An 18,337-nucleotide genomic window follows, 5' to 3' on the forward strand; every position below is an offset into this window, starting at 1 on the left:
GATGAACGGTGGGATTTCGATTCAAGGAAATTGGTACGATTCTATTTGTGATAAGCATTGTTGTCATGATGGTAATCCCACTCCCTTCTGGGCTTCTTGATTTGCTGCTCATTTTGAATATCTCCCTTGCGTTGACCATTTTGCTTGTGTCGATGTACACAAAAGAAACGCTGGAGTTCTCCATTTTTCCGACAGTGCTTTTGATTACGACGTTGTTTCGGCTCGCTTTGAACGTGTCCACGACGCGGAACATTTTGTCGCATGGGGAAGGCGGACAAGTGATCGAGACGTTTGGCAGCTTTGTCGTCGGTGGGAACCAGGTAGTCGGATTCGTCGTGTTTCTGATTCTGATCGTCATTCAGTTCATCGTCATTACAAAAGGCTCCGAGCGTGTCGCAGAAGTAGCCGCACGCTTTACGCTCGACGCGATGCCAGGGAAGCAAATGAGTATCGACGCGGACTTGAATGCAGGGATGATTACAGAAGCAGAAGCGCGTGTACGGAGAAAAAAGATCGAAAATGAGGCAGACTTTTACGGGGCCATGGATGGTGCCAGCAAATTCGTCAAAGGGGACGCCATCGCAGGAATTATCATCTTTATTGTGAACATCATCGGCGGATTCATCATCGGGATGCTTGTTCATGGCTTCAGCTTTCAAGAATCTGCTTCCCGTTTTACCACCATGTCGGTCGGGGATGCACTCGTCAGCCAGATTCCTGCGCTGCTCATCTCGACCGCAGCCGGGATCATCGTCACTCGCTCCACCTCCGGGGAAGGGCTGGGCGACGACATCGCCCGGCAAATGTTCTCCTTTCCGCGCCTTTTGTACATCGTAGCTGGCTGCATGCTGCTGCTTGGCCTGTTCACCCCAATCGGGCTGCTGCCTGTTTTGCCGGTGTCCGGGATCATGGGTTACGCAGCGTGGCGGATGGACAAGAAGCAGAAGATCGAGATTCAGGAATCGGCAGACAAGGTGGAGGAGCAGCAAATCGAAGAAGTGCGCAGTCCGGAAAGCGTGGTCAACCTTTTGCAAGTGGACCCGATCGAGTTCGAATTTGGCTACGGCCTGATTCCGCTCGCTGACGTAAAGCAAGGCGGGGACCTGCTGGATCGCGTCATCATGATTCGCAGACAGATCGCGCTGGAAATGGGGATCGTCGTTCCCGTCATCCGCATCCGCGACAATATTCAGTTGCGGCCAAACGAATACATGATAAAAATCAAAGGCAACCAGGTCGCCAAAGGGGAAATTCTGCTCGATCACTACCTCGCCATGAGCCCTGGAATTGACGATGATTCCATTGTCGGGATCGAAACAGTAGAGCCTGCGTTTGGATTGCCTGCATTATGGGTAACAGAAGAAAATAAGGAGATTGCCGAGCTGTCTGGCTACACGGTAGTCGATCCGCCGTCTGTCGTAGCGACGCATCTCACAGAAGTGGTCAAGCGCCACGCGCATGAGCTGCTCGGCCGACAAGAAACGCGGGCGCTTATCGACAACGTGCGAGAAGTGGCCCCGGTACTGGTGGACGAGCTCATTCCAGGACTTTTGTCGATTGGCGATGTGCAAAAAGTACTGCAGAAGCTGTTGCGTGAAAAAGTGTCGGTTCGCAATCTGCAAGTCATTCTCGAAGCGTTGGCGGACCACGCCATGTTTACAAAAGACCCGGAAGTGCTGACCGAGTACGTAAGACAGGCGATGTCCAGACAGATTACGCTGCAGTTTACAGAGCCCGGACAGCCTTTGCGGGTGCTGACAGCAGGCGCCGGCTTGGAAAAAGCAATCTCCGAGCGGGTGGAACAGTCTGAGCAGGGAAGCTACCTGGCGATGGACCCAGAGACGTCGCAACGGATCTTCCAAAGCATGTCGGCGGAAGTGAGCAAAATGATTAACTCCGGCCAGCAGCCGATCATCCTCTCGTCACCGGCCATTCGCATGTACCTGCGTCAGTTGGTGGAGCGAATGATGCCTGATATTCCTGTATTGTCGTACAGCGAGCTAGAGCCAAATGTTGAAGTGCAAAGCGTAGGGATGGTGAACATTTCGTGAGGGTAAAACGTTACATTGTCGATTCGATGCCAGAGGCGATGGAAAAAATCAGGCTCGATCTGGGAATAGACGCAGTCATCCTGAACTCCAAATCGATCAAGACAGGCGGATTGTTCGGTATGTTTGGCAAACAGAAAATCGAAGTAATCGCTGCTGTCGATGAAAAGGCAACGGAACGCGAGAGTGCTCCGGTCGCGGATGAGCATCGGTCGAAGGACGTTTTCTCCACTGGGCAGACGGGTACCTACACGGCTCAGCAAGCTTATCGCAGAGCCAACCAGGCAAAAGAAGCCGCTGAGCGAGCGATGCCGCAACGAAGCGAGCCAAGGACGCCGGACAATCCGGCATCTGCCCCGGCTGCTGTGGCGACGCGCACGGAGGCGGCACAGCCGGCCAGCCGGCAGAGGGAAGTTGCGGTCAAAGAAGCTCCCGCCGAGCAGGCAAAGGAAAGCGCGGCAGCTCCCAGCAGCACGACGCACGATGCCCTCGCGAACGAAGTCCGCGACATGCGGCAAATGTTCCAGAAGCTGTTGGTCAACGATCTCAGCCAGCAACTGCCGCCCGCCGTGCAGGAAGTACGCAGCCGGCTGGTCAGGCAGGAGACGGCGGAAGAGGTGACGGCGGAAATCATCCGCAAGCTGATGGAGCAGGCGCAACCTCAGGGCGGATGGAGCGAGGAAACGGCTTTTCGCGAGACGCGCAAGATCATTGCGTCGATGCTTGCGCCCTACGCACCGAAGTCAGCAGGCATCCCGCGAAATGTCCAGTTCGCCTTCTTTTTCGGGCCTACGGGCGTAGGCAAGACGACCACGATCGCCAAGCTGGCAGCCAGCAGCATGCTGAAGGAAAAGCGCCGGATCGGGTTTATTACCGCAGATACGTACCGGATGGCAGCCGTGGAGCAGTTGAAGACGTACGCCAACATCTTGAATGTGCCGCTGGAGGTTGTGTTTTCTCCGAAAGAAATGGCCCCGGCTATGGAGCGTCTCAGCGACTGCGATCTCATTTTTGTCGACACGGCTGGCCGCAATTTCCGCAACGATGAATACGTGCAAGGGATTCGCGAGCTGGTCGAGCATGGGAAGAACAGCGTGAATTACCTCGTGCTGAGTCTCGGCTCGAAGTACAACGACATGAAAACCATCGTGGAAAACTTTGCGGAGGTCCCTGCCAAGCAGGTCATTTTCACCAAGGCAGACGAGACGAACAGCTACGGCTCGATCTTGAACATTTGCTATGAGAGCAAGCTTGCCCTCTCTTACTTCACGACGGGACAAAACGTGCCAGACGATATCGTGGCAGCCTCACCAGAGCTTGCGGCGACGATGATTATGGGAGATTGACTTAGATGAGAGACCAAGCAGAACAACTTCGCGTGCGCATGCAGCAATCCGGCGCAAGAGAAAAAACGACCCGGCTGGTGACCGTGACCAGTGGAAAAGGCGGGGTTGGCAAGTCCAATTTCAGCTTGAATTTTGGGCTTGGATTGCTCGAACGGGGCCATAAAGCAGTCTTGTTCGACGTCGATCTCGGCCTTGCCAACCTCGATGTGTTGATGGGGATTACGCCGAAGAAGCACCTGTTCCACTTGCTTGAGCCGGACACTGATGTTTGGGAAATCATTGAGCGAGGGCCCGGGGGACTGGAATTTATTGCGGGCGGGTCTGGATTTACCCAGATCATGCAACTGGACGAGCCGAAGCTGGATCGGCTGTTTTCCCGCCTGAATCCGTTGCAGGGCTATGCGGATACGATCATTTTTGATACGGGAGCGGGTTTGTCGAAGGAGTCGTTGCGCTTCATGCTCTCGTCGGATGAAGTCATCCTGGTGACAACGCCGGAGCCGCCCGCGATTACGGACGCTTACGCCGTGATTAAAATGCTCCACGCCCGCAACCCTGCGGTTGTCATCCGCCTGGTCATCAATCGCGTCTCCTCGGAGAGAGAAGGCAAGATGACGGCCGACAAGCTGGCGATGGTCGCCAAGCGGTTTCTGGACATGGACATCCAGTCGCTTGGACATGTTTCTGACGATCCTCACGTATCAAAGGCTGTGAAGCAACAGCGTCCTTTTCTACTTACATATCCGCAATCGCAAGCCGCAAAAAGCATTCGGAATCTGGTAGCCCGGTATTTGGAGACTCCAGCCGATGCAGATGCAATGACGAGCGGGCTGAAAGGTTTTCTTGCGAGGCTGAAACACTTCATACGATAAGGCAAACAGGTAGGAAGGGAGTGACATTCGATTGAGCAAAATTCGAGTTCTGGTCACAGATGATTCTGCATTCATGCGTAAAGTTATTAGCGACATTTTATCAGGCGATCCCGAGATTGAAGTGATTGATCGAGCAAAGAATGGACTCGAATGTATCGAAAAGTGCAAACAACTCAGTCCGGATGTCCTCACACTGGACATCGAGATGCCGATCATGAACGGCCTGGAAGCATTGGAAAAGCTCATGGCAGACTGTCCGGTGCCAGTGGTTATGCTGAGCAGCCTGACACGCGAGGGAGCAGAGGCGACGATTCAGGCTTTGGAACTGGGTGCCTTTGACTTTATTACGAAGCCGTCTGGCCCGATTTCACTCGATATTCACAAAGTCGCGGATCGGCTGATCGAGCGGGTCAAAGCGGCGGTGGTAGCGAAAGGCCACATGCGCCGGACGCTGCGACCGAGCAGACCTGCCGCGCCAGAGCCAATGCGGCCAAGTCCGGCTTCTGCCACCGCTCCGGTGCGAACGGCACAGCCGCCTGTCCTGAACGCTTTGCCGCGACTGCAAAGCAGCGGAAAAGCAAGACTGGTCGTGCTGGGAACGTCGACAGGCGGCCCCAAGGCGCTGCAAAACGTCCTGACCGCAATCCCGGCTGGCTTCCCGGCACCGATCGCGATTGTGCAGCACATGCCGGCTGGTTTTACGAAATCGCTGGCGCAAAGGCTCGACTCCCTATGCCACATACGTGTGACGGAAGTAACGGACGGGGAATGGCTTGAGCCGGGCACAGCCTATATTGCACCAGGCGGGTATCACTTTGAGGTGCACCAGGCGAATGGAAAGCTGCAGGCCCACCTGCACCAGCAAGAGCCGCGGGGAGGTCACAGACCTTCTGTCGACGTCCTTTTTGAATCCGCCAGTCGATTGACAAATGTAGACAAATGGGCAATTATCATGACAGGCATGGGAAATGATGGGACCAAAGGTCTAAAGCAGATGAAGGAGCTTGGACCTGTTACCAGTATTATCGAAGACGAGTCGAGTTGTGTCGTATTCGGGATGCCACGAGCGGCGATCCAGGCAGGACTGGCAGATCATGTGGCCCCATTAGAAAAAATTCCAGAGCTGTTGTGCAAGCTCTTGCACTGATTTTGGGAGGTGGATCACCGATGGATATGAATCAGTATTTGGACATGTTTATTGAGGAGTCAAAAGAACACCTGCAAGCAATCAACGCCAATTTGTTGCTGTTGGAAAGTGATCCGGGAAACATTGCGCACGTCAAGGAAATTTTTCGTTCGGCGCACACCTTGAAAGGGATGTCGGCGACCATGGGCTTCGAAGATATGGCCAGCCTGACGCACGAAGCGGAAAACGTGCTCGATCTGATTCGCAACCAGAAGCTGACGATCACCAGTGACATCATGGATGTCATCTTTCAAAGCGTGGATCTGATCGAAAGCATGGTGATCGATATTACAGAAGGCGGAGACGGCTCGGCCGACGTATCGGGTCCGGTGAAAAAGCTGAGGGCGATTGTCTCCGGCGATTATTCCGCCGAACAGGAAGTGGCGGCGGCTGCGACAGCCGTAGCGGAAGAGGAAGCAGTCGAGGCGGCGCAAGCGGAAGGCACGCCTGCCGAGGACCACGACCTGGACGACTACGCGCTGATGGTGCTGAAGCAGTCCAAGGAGCTCGGCAACAACGTGATGTGGATCAAGGTCACGCTGAATGAGAACTGCCTGCTGAAAGCGGCGCGCGCCTACATGGTGTTCGACCAGTTGGAATCGATGGGGGAAGTCATCAAGACGAAGCCGTCGGTCGAGGATATCGAAAACGAGTGCTTCGAGCGATCTTTCGAGATCGCCTACGTCACCATGCAGTCTGCGGAAAAAGTCCGCAGCACGATTCTCAACATTTCGGAGATACAGGACGTTGCGATTGATCCGATTCAATTGAAAAAAGAAGCGCCACCAACTCCTGTAGTGACGGAAGCAGCCGCACCTGTGGAGAAAAAAGCGCCGGACAATGCCCAGGCAGCCGCTGCCAAGAAAGCGACCGCTGGCGGCAAAACGATCCGCGTCGACATCGACCGCCTGGACATTTTGATGAACCTGTTCAGCGAGCTGGTAATCGACCGCGGACGTCTGGAGCAGTTGGCTCGCGAGATCGGCAAAAGCGAGCTGCAGGAAACGGTGGAGCATATGAGCCGCATCAGCGGAGATTTGCAAAACATCATCCTGACGATGCGCATGGTTCCCGTCGAGCAAGTCTTCAATCGCTTCCCGCGCATGATTCGCGATTTGCAGAAGGAGCTACATAAAAAAGTGAATCTGGAAATCATCGGGGCGGAGACAGAGCTGGATCGCACCGTCATCGACGAGATCGGGGACCCGCTCAACCACTTGTTGCGCAACTCGCTCGACCACGGGATCGAATCGCCGGCAGATCGGAAAATGGCCGGAAAGCCGGAAGAAGGAACGATCGTACTGCGCGCGTTCCACAGCGGCAACCACGTCTTTATCGAAGTGAAAGACGACGGCGCAGGCATCAACAAGGAAAAAGTGCTGAAAAAAGCGATTGAACGGGGCATTGTGAATCCGGCCAACGCAGATAGCATGTCGGATAAGCAAATTCACGAACTGTTGTTCGCAGCGGGTTTTAGTACCGCTGAAGTGGTCTCGGATATTTCCGGCCGCGGCGTAGGGCTGGATGTCGTCAAATCCAAGATCGAATCGCTCGGCGGCAGCGTCGGTGTCGAATCTGTTCGCGGACAAGGAACGACTTTCCTGATCCAGCTCCCGCTGACGCTCTCGATCATTTCTGCGATGCTTGTGCAGGTAAAAGACGAGAAGTACGCGGTGCCGCTTTCCTCGATTATTGAAACGGCTGTGTTCAAGAAAGACCAGATCATGATGGCTCATCGCCAAAAGGTGATCGACTTCAGGGGACGCGTTGTTCCGCTCGTTTCCTTGCAGGACATTTTCCAGGTGCCGGACAACGGGGCGGACAAAGACGATGAAGTAGCGGTTGTCATCGTCCGCAAAGGGGAAAAAATGGCCGGCCTTGTGGTCGATTCCTTTATCGGCCAGCAGGAAATCGTCCTCAAATCACTTGGCAAGTACCTGGTCAACGTCTTTGCCATTTCGGGTGCAACGATCCTGGGAGACGGCCAAGTCGCTCTCATCATTGATTGCAACGCACTGATTAAGTAGAGGGAGGGGCAGCCACATGCTCGATCAAAAAGAAATCGTAAGCGAAGTCAAAGTGATTGTGTTTCGGTTGAAGGACGAAGAGTACGGGGTAGAAGTCAATCAAGTAAAATCGATCGAAAAGCTGGAGCACATCACCCGTGTTCCACGCACGCCCCAGTTCGTCAAAGGAGTTATCAACCTGCGCGGAGTAGTCACCCCGATCATTGACCTTCGCAACCGGTTCGGGCTGGAGGAAAGCCTCTATTCCGAATCGACCCGCATCATCATCGTCGCGGTAGGCGAACTGGAAGTCGGCTTGATTGTGGATGCTGCCAACGATGTCATCGACATCCCGGTCAATGCGATTGAGCCGCCGCCAGAAGTTGTAGGCGGGGTTGAAGCCGCTTATCTGCGCGGAGTAGCGAAGCTGGACAAACGACTGTTGATTTTGTTGAATCTCGATAAAGTATTGAGCACAGAGGAAATCAAACAACTGGACTCAATTGAGGGGTAAGAAAGATGGCCTATTTCACAAAGTTTGGGGATTTCCAATTTGATGTGCTGCGGGAAATCGGGAACATCGGTGCAGGACATGCTGCAACGGCTCTCTCCAAGCTGATGCAAAAAGAGATCGACATGAAAGTGCCTCAGGTCAGCATCATACCGTTTGACGAAGTGGCGGATTGTGTCGGTGGCGCGGAAGCGGTTGTCGTTACCGTCTTTTTACGAGTTGAAGGCGATTGTCCAGGAAACATGTTTTTCATTCTCGACCTGGACTCTGCGAGACATCTGCTGGAACAAATTACGGGGATCAACAAGGATGTTTATGATTGGGAAGAGCTGGAAATTTCGGCTCTTCACGAGATCGGCAATATTTTGACTGGGTCCTATCTCTCCTCACTGGCAGATTTCACACAGCTCAACCTGCAGCCTTCTGTACCTGCGCTCGCTGTGGATATGGCTGGAGCGATTCTCAGCTACGGATTAATAGCGTTGGGTCAAGCGGGTGACTTTGCCCTCACGATTGACACAGCTTTTTTTGAAGGCAATGAAAAAGTCAAAGGGAACTTTTTCCTTATCCCTGATCCTGAATCGCTTCCTATTCTATTTCGTTCATTAGGGGTTCCGTTCGATGGAGATTATTAAGATAGGTATGGCCGACCTCGGTGTGGCAAAGCCACCGAGCAAGCTACGAACCACAGGTCTGGGTTCTTGCGTAGGGGTTGTCCTCTACGATCATATCCATAAAATTGCAGGGATGGCACACGTTATGCTTCCGGAGTCTTCGCTGGCCAAAAGCGGGGAGGTGACGATCGGGAAGTACGCCGATACAGCGATTCCCCATCTGATCGAGTTGATGGAAAAAGCAGGTGCCCAAACCCGGAATATCGTCGCCAAAATCGCGGGTGGAGCACAGATGTTTGCCTTTCTCGGAAGCAGCGACACCATGCGGATTGGGCCTAGAAATGTCGAGGCTTGCAAACAGGCTTTGAAGGAAGCTCACATTAGAATCGTGGCAGAAGATACAGGGGGAAACTGCGGTCGGACAATAGAGATGGATGCCACCAGTGGGGTTCTTCAAATCCGTACGGTAAATCAAGGTGTGAAGGAAGTATAAGAATGTTGGGAACCATTTGGATAAATGCAGGCATGGGGTTGCTCGCTTTTGTCATCACATTTTGCACGGCACTTGCGAGTAATGTCTGGCTTGTCTCTCTGGAGCGGGCCGTCATTGCTCTGGTGATATTCTTCCTTGCCGCTTTTCCGATCCGCTTTGTTCTGGCTCTCGTCACCGAGACACCAGGCCAGTCCGTGACAGCAGAAGGACCAGAGGAGTCAACCGCTCCTCTGGCTGAAGGCGGGACAGAGGCGAAGCCGACAGAACAAACGGGTGAGACGGCGGCAGAGGAAGCATTTTCTCCGCTCTCCTTCACCAAGCTGGAGGCGGTACCTCCTACTGAGGATCCAGCCACCGTTGCAGAGGTCGTTAGGCGCTTAACAGATGAGTAAAGGTTGGTGACTATTCGTGGCACGGCTAACCAGTCAAGAAAAAGCAAAAGAGTTCGATAAATGGGTCATGTGGAAGCAAGAGGGCAGTCGCGAAGCGGAAGTTGATCTCATCACCAAGTTTTTGCCGCTGGTGGACAAGGTGGCAAATCGGCTGGCCATCAATTTGCCGGCTAACGTGGACAAGGATGACTTAATCAGCTACGGACGATTTGGGTTGCTGGACGCTTTGGCCAAATTCGATCATACGCGGGGACTGCAATTCGAGACATATGCTATGTGGCGCATTCGCGGAGCCATGATTGACGGCCTGCGTGAAAATGACTGGATCCCTCGCACCGTTCGGGACAAGGCCAAAAAAATCGAAGAAGCGTACACCACCTTGGAGCAGAAAATGCTGCGAATGCCAACCGATCAGGAAGTTTCCGAATATCTCGGAATAAGCGAAAAAGATCTGCAGCAGGTGTTTCTGGAAACCTCTTTGGCCAGCATGGTTTCCATTGACGAGGCAGTAGGGGAAGAGGACGAGCAGAAGACCGCAAGACATTCCTACATCGTGGACGAGCTGACTCCGCGACCGGAAACGGTAGCAGAAGTCGGCAGCTTGAAAGAAGTGCTAGTAGGTGTAATCGACAAGCTTCCAGAGAAGGAAAGACTCGTCGTCTCCCTGTTTTACTTCGAGGAGATGACGCTGTCCGAAATCGCTGAAATCATGAGCTTGTCACCTTCACGGATCTCCCAGCTTCATTCGAAGGCTCTTTTCCGGCTTCGTTCCGCCTTGTCGAGATGGAAGTCGCAATTGATGTAAACGTAATGTACCCAAGCTTGAGAGGGGTAGAATGTATGGAAGGGATCGGGAATTATAGACTAGAGGTAAAAATCTCAGCAGATAAACTAGAGGCAGAAATCTTTCTGAAAGTCGGGGAAGAAGACCTCGAAAGCATCGTGCTCAAGGAATCGGACGTCTACAACGCGCTGCAAACGAGCAAAGTGAAGGCGGGCATCCTCGAAGAAGTTGTGCAGGAGCTGTGTGCAATCCCTGCGAAGTATGCAAACGCCCGCGTCACGATTGCGCGCGGAGTCGCTCCAGTTGACGGAACCGATGCTTTTATCGAGTATCCGTATTTGGCAACTGTTTCCGATGAGGAAGGGCCAAAAGAACTGGAAGATGGCCGAGTCGATTTTTATAATATAACCAGCATACCGAATGTAGTAAAAGGACAGCTCTTAGCCCGCAAAATTCCAGCTACCCCTGGAACCCCGGGGACAGCAGTTACCGGAGAGCCCATCGCTCCCAAAGCAGGCAAGGAAATCAACATCAAGCCCGGCAAAAATGTCGTGCACAACCAGGAGCGTACGATGCTTTACGCTGCCATTGATGGACAAGTTTCCTTTACCGACCAGGACAAACTGAACGTCTTTCCCGTTTTTGAAGTGAACGGGGATGTCGATTTTGGTGTAGGCAACATTGACTTTGTGGGAACGGTGGTCATTCGCGGGAACGTATTGAACGGATTTCGGGTCAAGGCATCTGGCGATATCCGCGTGTTGGGAAGCGTGGAAGGAGCCGAACTGTACGCGGACGGGTCGATTGAGATTAAAAGCGGCATCGTGGCGCAGGACAAAGGCATGATCGTCGCAGGGAAGGACATCCGCACGTCGTTTATCCAAAATGCGAATGTGACGGCGGGCCATCAGGTGATCGTGTCGCAGAGCATCATGTTTTCCACCGTGCGGGCAGGAAAGCAAATCATTTGCAAAGGCCCGAAAGGCATTATTATCGGGGGCGTCCTGCAGGCGGGAGAAAAAATTGCCGCCCGGGTGTTCGGCAACAACAGCGCAACCCCTACCGTTTTGGAGGTAGGCGTGAAGCCGGAACTGCGCCAGGAACTGGCCAACATTCAAAAAGATTTGCAGAATGTGTATGAAAATTTACGCAAAACGGATCAGGGCCTGGGTGTGCTCAATCAAATTTTGCACTCAGGCAAGGAGCTTACAACCGAAAAGCGGATCATGCAAATCAAGCTGACCAATACGCGACTGGTTTTGGAAAAGGAATGCAAGGAGCTTGAAGCCCGGAAAAAGGAGCTGGAAATCGAGCTAAAAGGCGAAGGCCCCGCCGCCGTAGAGGTGTACCAAGTTATGTATCCGGGGATCAAGCTGACATTCGGCAAGCTCGTGCATTTTATCAAGCATGAGTACGCCCGGACGCGCTTTATCGTCCTCGATGGGGAAATCAGTACCGCAACCCTCATCTAAAAGCCGAGTTTGATTCCGCAGGCGAGGAAGGGAGTTGAGCTGTATGAGTTTGAAAGCGGTTGAATTGCAAGTGGCGCTGCCACGCACGTTAGAGGTCAGCCGGATTCAGGAGCACCAGCTACAACGGTCCATGCATGAAACACAGTCGATGATCGATCAGCGCAAAGATTTGGACGCGCACATGCGCCAGCGTCCGGCGAACGTCGATGAAACGCAAAAAAATCAGATTCGCGAGAGGGAGCAGGGACAGCAGCAGAAGCAGGAGGACCCAGCGCACAGCGCATCTGCCGAAGCAAAGAATGCCGCAGCAAAAGAGCACAGCTCCCCTTCCTCTGTCTCCATGCGAGATCCCATGCGCGGGCGCTTTATTGATATTTCCTTATAAAAGGAACAAAGTAAGACAAGCCAGAAGCAAAGGTGGCCAACATGGACCAAGTGTATCTCATCTTGATTGGAGCGGGAATCATCATCATGCTGCTTGCTTTTTTCCTGCAAAGAAAGACGCCGGATGATGCTGCCGCCATACCGACACAGCGACTGACAGACAAGGCAGAAACTGAAAAAAGCCTGCAACGGTTAAGCAAGCAGTTCAAGCAGGAAACCGCCCTTCTTTCTGCCGAATGGCAAGAAACAAGGGCTGATTTGCTTCACGAAATCGATCTGTTGAAAAAGCGGGTCGAGCAACTGGAGCAGCAATGGAACGAAAGAGCTGCCCATGCGCAAGTGGCCGCCTCCGCCGAGCAGGGGCAAGCGAATGGCGCGCAACCTGCGGCGGAGGATGTCGATATGCTGGCTTTGCGCGAGCGCTATCGGCGCGTGTTCGAGTTGAGCCGGGAAGGGCTCTCTCCTGACGAGATCGCCAAGCGGCTGGGCGCAGGCCGCGGGGAAATCGACCTCATTTTCGCGCTGGCGCAAAGGAACGAGCGAGGTTTTGCCGATGCGTAAACGCGAGCTGTTATTCGGATTTGGCGCAGGCTTGCTCGTGGCTGCTTCGATCATCGGTCTGGTCGCACCGAAAAGCGAAGCGCCACCGGCAGCACTTACCGAGGAAGAAATCAAGCAGGCGGCGACCGAATTGCAAATGGTCGTACTCACGCCAGAGGAATACAAGCAATGGCAGGAAGAAAAAAAGGTCAACGTCCAGCCTGCACCGAGCGCCCCGAAGGCGCCGGCAGCGCCTGAAGTGCAGCAGACGAAGCCCCCGGCGACAGTCCAGCCGAAAGCGCCAGTGACGAGCGAAGCGACACCGCCAAGCGTGGAGAGTGCCGCACAGCCTGCTCCTGCCGCTGAGACGGCGAGCCAGAGCACCACGCCGGCGACAGCACCAGCCGCAACTGCCGCTCCACAGCCGCCTGCTGTCGCGTCTCCCGCAGCGAAGAAAACCGTCTCCTTTACAGTGCCGTACAAAGCGACGGCGGAGGGAGTTGCCGCGACGCTCGTCAAGGAAGGGATATTGCCTAAAAACAACAAGTTTGTGGAAGAGTTGCGCTCCATGGACAAGCTGAACCGCATCCGGGTAGGGACGTATCAGGTTTCGGTGCCTGTCTCGGAGGCGGAGATTGCCAAGCTCATCACCACGCCGCCGAAAAAATAAGGCGGTATTTTTTTGCAAAAATAATGGAATTCGTTTGTTGCAATTGAAACACCCATATGATATATTCATTTACGGTGTTGAAATCGCACGTCCACCAATTCCGGCAATGGTGCTGCCACTTTGGCAGAATTGCTTGGAACATGCGGTGAGGCGGAGGTAGGCATCAAAAAAACCACTTTTTGAAGGAGGTGTGAAATATGGCAGTAATTTCGATGAAACAACTGCTCGAGGCTGGTGTACACTTCGGTCACCAAACTCGTCGTTGGAACCCGAAAATGGCTCGCTATATCTTCACCGAACGTAACGGAATCTACATTATCGACCTGCAAAAAACCGTGAAAAAAGTTGAGGAAGCGTACAACTTCGTACGTGAACTCGCTCAAGACGGCGGAAAAGTGCTCTTCGTTGGTACGAAGAAACAAGCACAAGAATCCGTAAAAGAAGAAGCTGAACGTACAGGTCACTACTACATCAACCAACGCTGGTTGGGTGGTACCCTGACAAACTTCACAACCATCAAAAAACGTACAGCTCGCCTCGCTGAGCTGAAACGCATGGAAAACGATGGTACTTTCGAAGTATTGCCTAAGAAAGAAGTTATCGTTCTGCGCAAAGAAATGGATCGCCTGGAAAAATTCCTCGGCGGTATCGCTCACATGGATAAATTGCCAGACGCTCTGTTTGTCATCGATCCTCGTAAAGAGCGCATCGCTGTAGCAGAAGCTCGCAAATTGGGTATCCCAATCGTTGCAATCGTAGATACTAACTGCGATCCAGATGAGATCGACTACGTGATCCCAGGTAACGATGACGCAATTCGCGCTGTGAAACTGCTCACTGCAAAAATGGCAGACGCTCTCTTGGAAGGCAACCAAGGAACAGAGCAACAAGCCACAACAACTGCGTAAGCAAGTGTGTAAAAGGGTGGACTGAGGGTGTCAGAGCCCCCGTCCATCCTTTTTTTTCTTCAAAAGGCATTTGTAGATTGTAACTTTCCAAGGAGGTTTCACTCAATGGCAATTAGTGCACAAGCGGTTAAAGAACTGCGCGAGCGTACAGGCGCAGGTATGATGGATTGCAAACGCGCGCTGGAAGAAACAGCGGGCGACATGGAAAAAGCGATTGACCTGCTCCGCGAGCGCGGTATCGCAAAAGCGGCGAAAAAATCCGGCCGTATCGCAGCAGAAGGTTTGACAGCTACAGCGGTTGCTGGTAACGTAGCAGCAGTTGTGGAAGTAAACTGCGAAACAGACTTCGTTGCGAAAAACCCTGAGTTCCAAACACTCGTGAAAGACATCGCTGAGCACGTTGTATCCCAACGCCCTGCAACTGTAGAGGAAGCGCTGGAGCAACCGTTCAAAGGTGCTGGCGACACTCTGGCACAAGTTATCAACGAAAAAATCGCGACTATCGGAGAAAACATCTCCTTCCGTCGTTTCGCTGTATCCGAGAAATCCGACAACGGCATATTCGGTACTTACCTGCACATGGGTGGTAAAATCGGCGTGCTGGTAACACTCGAAGGCACGCAAAACGAAACATTGGCGAGAGACCTGGGTATGCACGCTGCTGCTTCCAACCCTCGTTTCGCTAACCGTGAAGAGGTTTCCCAAGACGAAATCGATCGCGAGCGCGAAGTTCTGAAAAACCAAGCACTGGCTGAAGGCAAGCCTGCTAACATCGTAGAGAAAATGGTGGAAGGCCGCCTCTCCAAATTCTTCGAAGAATACGTACTGGTTGAGCAACCATTCGTAAAAGACCCAGACAAGAAAGTATCTGCTCTGTTGAAAGAAGCAGGCGCTTCCTTGAAAGAATTCGCTCGCTTCCAAGTAGGCGAAGGGATCGAGAAGAAGCAAGAAGACTTCGCAGCCGAAGTAATGGCTCAAGTGAATAAGCAGTAATAAAGGTATAGGGAACACCTTCGTGTTCCCTATTTTCAAAGCGAGAGTTTCACGACATGTGAAACTCTCCTGCACGTAAAAAGCAATGTGTCCGAAGCTTTTCAGAAGGAATGCAGACGAGGCACAGAGAATGATTCATGAATGGAGGCCGTTTCACATGCCACTTCCTGCCTATAAACGGGTTGTGTTAAAGTTGAGTGGGGAAGCACTGGCGGGGGACCTCGGGTACGGAATCGACCCGAAGGTGATCTTCTCCGTAGCGAACCAGATCAAGGAAATCGTAGAATTGGGAGTACAAGTCGCCGTAGTCGTCGGTGGAGGTAACATCTGGCGCGGACTTTCCGGAAGCTCCAAAGGAATGGATCGGGCTACTGCTGACTACATGGGGATGTTGGCCACGATTATGAACTCACTCGCCTTGCAGGATGGGTTGGAAAAAGTGAACGTCCCGACTCGTGTCCAAACCTCGATTGAGATGCGACAAGTGGCGGAGCCATACATACGCCGACGCGCCATTCGCCACCTGGAGAAAATGCGCGTGGTCATTTTCGCTGCCGGAACGGGTAACCCTTATTTTTCTACAGATACGACGGCTGCCCTGCGTGCTGCTGAAATCGAAGCAGAGGTCATTTTGATGGCGAAAAACAAGGTCGATGGGGTCTATTCCGCTGACCCGAGCCTGGATCCGAATGCGCAAAAGTACGACAAGCTGACGTTCCTGGAAGTCCTCAACAAAGGGCTGGGTGTTATGGATTCGACCGCATCGAGCTTGTGCATGGATAACAGCATCCCACTCATCGTGTTTAACATTTCCGAAGAAGGCAATATTCGCCGGGCAGTAATGGGCGATAAAATCGGTACTCTAGTGAAGGGGGAATAATCATGCCACAAACAGTGCTAAAAGACATGGAAGAACGTATGAATAAAGCGATCCTCGCTTTGAAAAAAGACTTGTCCAGCCTCCGTGCAGGCCGTGCCAACCCTGCGATGCTGGACCGCGTGATGGTGGACTACTACGGTACGCCAACACCGATCAGCCAGCTCGCGAACATCAGCGTTCCTGAGCCGCGCATGCTGACGATCCAGCCGTGGGACAAAACCGCGCTGAAAGAAATTGACCGTGCGCTGCAACAGTCTGACCTGGGCATTTCTCCATCCAATGATGGGGTTATCATCCGCCTGGTCATCCCGCCGCTTACCGAAGAGCGCCGCAAAGAGCTCGTGAAGCTGGCGTCAAAAGGCGGAGAGGAAGCGAAAGTCGCCATCCGCAATATTCGCCGCGATGCGAATGACGAGATCAAAAAGCTGGAAAAGGCTGCGACCATTTCCGAGGATGAATCCCGTCGCCATCAGGAAACGATCCAAAAAACGACCGACAAGTTCATCGCAGAAGTCGACAAGATCGTGAAGGACAAAGAAAAAGACATCTTGGAAGTATAATTTTAAGGGCGATCCCCCTCATTTGAGGGGGATGTACGTCTATATCTCTCATTACGGGGGAACACTTTATGTTAGAACATCTGGCGCGCAAATGGAGCCGCAAGGAAAAACAATCGGTACCAGCCGAGTTGGATCGTTCCGGAAAAATCCCGCAGCATGTCGCGGTGATTATGGACGGCAACGGTCGTTGGGCCAATATGCGCAATTTACCCCGGGTCGCCGGGCATCGAGCAGGCATGAAAACGGTAAAGGAAGTCGTAAAGGCTGCTGACGAGATCGGCGTGCGTTACATGACCATGTACGCTTTTTCTACAGAAAACTGGAAGCGACCACGCGACGAAGTCGATTTTCTCATGAAGCTTCCGCAGGAATTTTTGTCGACAGAATTGGATGAATTGATCGAACGCGACGTGCGCATCCGCATGCTCGGCAGCAAGGAAGAGCTGCCGTCGCATACGTTGAAGGCTCTGCATGAAGCAGAGGAGCGCACCCAAGGAAATCAAGGTCTTCAATTGTGTTTTGCCTTGAATTACGGAGGTCGCGACGAAATCGTCAAAGCGTTTTCCGTGTTGGCACAGAAAGTAAAAGCGGGGGAGCTCGATCCGGGAGAACTGGATGAAGAAGCGATTTCCCGTTATCTTTATACAAGCGACATTCCGGACCCTGACCTCTTGATTCGCACCAGTGGAGAAATTCGCTTGAGTAACTTTATGCTTTGGCAGTTGGCTTACACAGAATTGTGGTTTACGGATGTGCTCTGGCCTGATTTTACCCGTGAACACTTTTTTCAAGCGATTGTGGAATACCAAGGCCGAGCTCGTCGCTACGGGGCGGTATAGCCGAGAGGTGGAATCAGTTGAAGCAACGAATCATAACAGGCCTGATTGGTGGAGCGGCTTTTCTCTTTTTTATCTACCTAGGTGGAGCCTGGTACTCACTATTGGTGTTTTTGCTGGCCGTCATAGGCCATTTTGAATTTATGCGGATGGCTGGCATTCAGCCATTCCATGTGGCAGGAATACTCGGCTACGCGCTCGTGGTCAGCTTGCTCTGGCCGTCGCTCGCGTTTTCGGAATGGCTTCGCATCAGTATGCCGGATCTGTTGCTGCCTGTCATCCTGCTTTTGTTGATTTACTCCGTTTTGCGGAAAAATCAGTTTCACATTGAACACGTCGCCCTTACGCTGGTGGGGGCGTTATACATAGGCTTCGGTTTTACATACATGGCCGCAGCCCGCAACCTCCCCGACGGACTGATGCTCACCGCGCTGGTGATCGCAGCGATCTGGTCGACGGATTCGGGGGCCTATTTTGTCGGGAAAGCGATCGGCAAGCGCAAGCTGTGGCCGGAAATCAGTCCCAACAAAACGGTCGAGGGTGCGCTTGGCGGCTTGGCAGCGGCTATTTTGGTCGTCATCGTCATCAATGCAAGCTTCGGCAGCTTGCCATTTGACAAGGCGCTCGTCATCGCGCTGGTCGCCGGTGTCGTCGGGCAGTTGGGCGACCTGGTAGAGTCGGCGTTCAAACGACATTTTCACGTAAAAGATTCAGGACAGCTCATTCCCGGACACGGCGGCGTGCTGGATCGTTTCGACAGTTTTTTGCTTGTCTTTCCGGTTTTGCATCTGCTAGGTATCGTCTGAAACCTGGTGCATATAGAAGAGATATAGAGGGTGAAA

20 protein-coding genes are annotated in these 18,337 nt (G+C 52.9%); all 20 read left to right on the top strand.

What is annotated here, in order from left to right; all coding sequences use genetic code 11:
- The first annotated feature begins 8 nt into the window (after positions 1–8).
- The 20 genes from flhA (at position 9) to BA6348_RS13400 (ending at position 18,301) form a co-directional block, all read left to right on the top strand.
- Complete coding sequence (flhA, locus tag BA6348_RS13305) at positions 9–2,051, top strand: flagellar biosynthesis protein FlhA (protein WP_025846108.1); 2,043 nt, start codon at positions 9–11, stop codon at positions 2,049–2,051.
- Entirely contained in the window at positions 2,048–3,394 is a 1,347-nt protein-coding gene (gene flhF / locus BA6348_RS13310; RefSeq protein ID WP_122952495.1) for a flagellar biosynthesis GTPase FlhF, read from the top strand. Before flhA ends, flhF begins: the two co-directional genes overlap by 4 nt.
- 5 nt (positions 3,395–3,399) lie before the next feature.
- A complete protein-coding gene (locus tag BA6348_RS13315) occupies positions 3,400–4,266 on the top strand; it encodes a MinD/ParA family protein (RefSeq protein WP_005834223.1) in 867 nt (288 codons plus the stop codon).
- Between the two features lie 31 nt (positions 4,267–4,297).
- The gene (locus BA6348_RS13320; RefSeq protein ID WP_122952494.1) at positions 4,298–5,413 is read left to right on the top strand and encodes a protein-glutamate methylesterase/protein-glutamine glutaminase; all 1,116 of its coding nucleotides are present in this window, start codon (positions 4,298–4,300) and stop codon (positions 5,411–5,413) included.
- Positions 5,414–5,433: 20 nt separating this feature from the next.
- Positions 5,434–7,479 carry a chemotaxis protein CheA gene (locus BA6348_RS13325; protein ID WP_122952493.1) on the top strand — a complete coding sequence of 682 codons (2,046 nt, stop codon included), beginning with the start codon at positions 5,434–5,436 and terminating at the stop codon, positions 7,477–7,479.
- Between the two features lie 16 nt (positions 7,480–7,495).
- Entirely contained in the window at positions 7,496–7,972 is a 477-nt protein-coding gene (locus BA6348_RS13330) for a chemotaxis protein CheW (RefSeq protein WP_005834216.1), read from the top strand.
- A gap of 5 nt (positions 7,973–7,977) precedes the next feature.
- Positions 7,978–8,604: a chemotaxis protein CheC gene (locus BA6348_RS13335; protein WP_005834215.1), complete on the top strand. Its 627-nt coding sequence runs from the start codon at positions 7,978–7,980 to the stop codon at positions 8,602–8,604.
- The gene (locus BA6348_RS13340) at positions 8,591–9,076 is read left to right on the top strand and encodes a chemotaxis protein CheD (RefSeq protein ID WP_005834213.1); all 486 of its coding nucleotides are present in this window, start codon (positions 8,591–8,593) and stop codon (positions 9,074–9,076) included. The genes BA6348_RS13335 and BA6348_RS13340 overlap by 14 nt, the downstream gene beginning before the upstream one ends.
- Before the next feature lie 2 nt (positions 9,077–9,078).
- On the top strand, positions 9,079–9,468 hold the full coding sequence (locus BA6348_RS13345; protein ID WP_005834211.1) for a hypothetical protein: 390 nt from the start codon (positions 9,079–9,081) through the stop codon (positions 9,466–9,468).
- 16 nt (positions 9,469–9,484) lie between these two features.
- The gene (locus BA6348_RS13350) at positions 9,485–10,273 is read left to right on the top strand and encodes a FliA/WhiG family RNA polymerase sigma factor (RefSeq protein ID WP_005834208.1); all 789 of its coding nucleotides are present in this window, start codon (positions 9,485–9,487) and stop codon (positions 10,271–10,273) included.
- 35 nt (positions 10,274–10,308) lie between these two features.
- Positions 10,309–11,724, top strand: coding sequence for a flagellar assembly protein A (locus BA6348_RS13355; RefSeq protein WP_005834206.1), 1,416 nt, complete (start codon positions 10,309–10,311; stop codon positions 11,722–11,724).
- Positions 11,725–11,767: 43 nt separating this feature from the next.
- The gene (locus BA6348_RS13360; protein ID WP_005834204.1) at positions 11,768–12,109 is read left to right on the top strand and encodes a hypothetical protein; all 342 of its coding nucleotides are present in this window, start codon (positions 11,768–11,770) and stop codon (positions 12,107–12,109) included.
- Positions 12,110–12,150: 41 nt separating this feature from the next.
- Positions 12,151–12,669 (top strand): DUF6115 domain-containing protein, encoded by a 519-nt coding sequence (locus BA6348_RS13365; protein ID WP_025846099.1) that lies wholly within the window; start codon positions 12,151–12,153, stop codon positions 12,667–12,669.
- Positions 12,662–13,318, top strand: a complete 657-nt coding sequence (locus BA6348_RS13370; RefSeq protein WP_007786821.1) for a hypothetical protein — start codon at positions 12,662–12,664, stop codon at positions 13,316–13,318. The genes BA6348_RS13365 and BA6348_RS13370 overlap by 8 nt, the downstream gene beginning before the upstream one ends.
- A gap of 197 nt (positions 13,319–13,515) precedes the next feature.
- Positions 13,516–14,226 carry a 30S ribosomal protein S2 gene (gene rpsB, locus BA6348_RS13375; protein ID WP_005834198.1) on the top strand — a complete coding sequence of 237 codons (711 nt, stop codon included), beginning with the start codon at positions 13,516–13,518 and terminating at the stop codon, positions 14,224–14,226.
- A 105-nt stretch (positions 14,227–14,331) separates the two neighbouring features.
- Positions 14,332–15,219 (top strand): translation elongation factor Ts, encoded by an 888-nt coding sequence (gene tsf / locus BA6348_RS13380; RefSeq protein WP_005834195.1) that lies wholly within the window; start codon positions 14,332–14,334, stop codon positions 15,217–15,219.
- 157 nt (positions 15,220–15,376) lie between these two features.
- Positions 15,377–16,099, top strand: a complete 723-nt coding sequence (gene pyrH, locus BA6348_RS13385; RefSeq protein WP_005834193.1) for a UMP kinase — start codon at positions 15,377–15,379, stop codon at positions 16,097–16,099.
- Between the two features lie 2 nt (positions 16,100–16,101).
- On the top strand, positions 16,102–16,659 hold the full coding sequence (gene frr / locus BA6348_RS13390; protein ID WP_122952492.1) for a ribosome recycling factor: 558 nt from the start codon (positions 16,102–16,104) through the stop codon (positions 16,657–16,659).
- A gap of 68 nt (positions 16,660–16,727) precedes the next feature.
- Positions 16,728–17,498 carry an undecaprenyl pyrophosphate synthase gene (locus BA6348_RS13395; protein ID WP_005834189.1) on the top strand — a complete coding sequence of 257 codons (771 nt, stop codon included), beginning with the start codon at positions 16,728–16,730 and terminating at the stop codon, positions 17,496–17,498.
- Between the two features lie 17 nt (positions 17,499–17,515).
- Positions 17,516–18,301 carry a phosphatidate cytidylyltransferase gene (locus tag BA6348_RS13400; protein ID WP_007786826.1) on the top strand — a complete coding sequence of 262 codons (786 nt, stop codon included), beginning with the start codon at positions 17,516–17,518 and terminating at the stop codon, positions 18,299–18,301.
- Positions 18,302–18,337 lie beyond the last annotated feature (36 nt).

It is taken from the genome of Brevibacillus agri (genome assembly GCF_004117055.1).
GTDB classification, from domain to species: Bacteria; Bacillota; Bacilli; order Brevibacillales; family Brevibacillaceae; genus Brevibacillus; species Brevibacillus agri.